The 1,291-nt window shown below is 70.3% G+C and carries 1 protein-coding gene and 1 pseudogene; one reads left to right on the forward strand and one right to left on the reverse strand.

Annotation, left to right across the window (positions count from 1 at the left end):
* Nucleotides 1-919 (forward strand): sensor domain-containing protein (locus BST47_RS30080; protein WP_133056265.1); only part of this gene is annotated, 919 nt, incomplete at its 5' end.
* Between the two features lie 3 nt (nt 920-922).
* Here the strand turns inward: BST47_RS30080 and BST47_RS30085 are convergent.
* Nucleotides 923-1,177: pseudogene (locus tag BST47_RS30085) on the reverse strand (thioesterase family protein); the annotation flags it as partial.
* Between the last annotated feature and the right edge of the window lie 114 nt (nt 1,178-1,291).

The following is a 1,291-nucleotide window of genomic DNA, read 5'->3' on the forward strand; positions in this document are numbered from 1 at the left end:
GGGCCCGCGTCCGTACACCCGCCCCCACGTCCAGCCCGATGACCAGCTCACCGGGCCGAGTTTTCCCGGCGGCCAACCGTCCTACCGGCCCCAGCCGCAGCCGTCTTCGAGCATTCCGCCGACGGTCGTGCCGCAGGGTCGTACCCCCGATAGGTTCGGCGGTAAGGGACGCATGCTGGGCATCGGCGCCGCGGCCGCGGCGGCTGTTGCGGTGATCGTCGTGCTCGTCGTCGCCCTCTCCGGCGGTGACGCGTCCGAGTCGACGGCGGCCGGCCCCGTAGAGACGACGACGACCAGTGCAACACGCAAGCCTGCTTCGTCGACGACGGAACCCGCCCCCGCACCCCCCGCCCCGGCCAACGTGCCGGACGATGCGCTGCCGGCACTTCTTCTTTCCACCAACGACGTCAGCAACCGAATGAACAAGCCCGGCATGACCGCGATGCCGACCGAGTCCGCGCCGCTTGCCGGATCGGTCACGCCACCCAACTGCACCGGGGCATGGGGTCCGGCATACCAGGCGACCTACGACGGGTCCGGTTTCACGGCGATGGTGATACAGGGCGTGTTCTCGGATCCGACGCACAAGCTGGTCCAGGCCGTCACGGCCTTCCCAGATGCGAACGCGGCCAAGGCTTTCTACGACCGGCAGGTCGCCGACTGGAACGCCTGCAAGTCCACCCACATCAGGTTCGAGTACCAGGGCGCCTCGACGGAGGCCGACCTCGGCGTGCCGTCGACCACCGCGGGCGTCATGACGATGAAGCTCACTCCGACGACATCGGCGACGGCGGGGCAGCAGTGCGAACGCAATATGGCGTTGCGCGCCAACGTCATTGTCGACGTGCGTGCCTGTTCACCAACGGTCGGAAGCTCAGGGTTGTCGATTGCCAGCGCCATCGCCGACAAGATCAAGTAGGTGCTACGGATGCGGCGGATTGAAGCCGGGGTTCGAGAGCGCCGTCGCCGTGGCGCTGCCGATCGGACCGGATTCGTCGACGAGGGTGGCGACACCGGTCGCGACGCCGGCATGGCTGTAGTGCGTCAGCGCGGCCAGCCCGAGGTAGGGACCTTCGGGTAACCGGCTCAGCGTCAACGTGTAATCGGCGTTGATGAACTGCAAACCCATGGGGCCGTAATGGGTCAGCGAGCTGGCCATGTCGCCTGCCATGGCGGCGGGGGGGGGCCCGGGGGGGGGGGGCCCCCCCCGGGGGAGCCCCCGCGGCCGGCCGGGGGGGGCGGCCCAAGGGGGGGGGGGGGGGGGGGGGGTGGGGGGGGGGGGGGGGTGGGG

Source organism: Mycolicibacterium tusciae (assembly GCF_002086795.1).
Lineage (GTDB): Bacteria > Actinomycetota > Actinomycetes > Mycobacteriales > Mycobacteriaceae > Mycobacterium > Mycobacterium tusciae.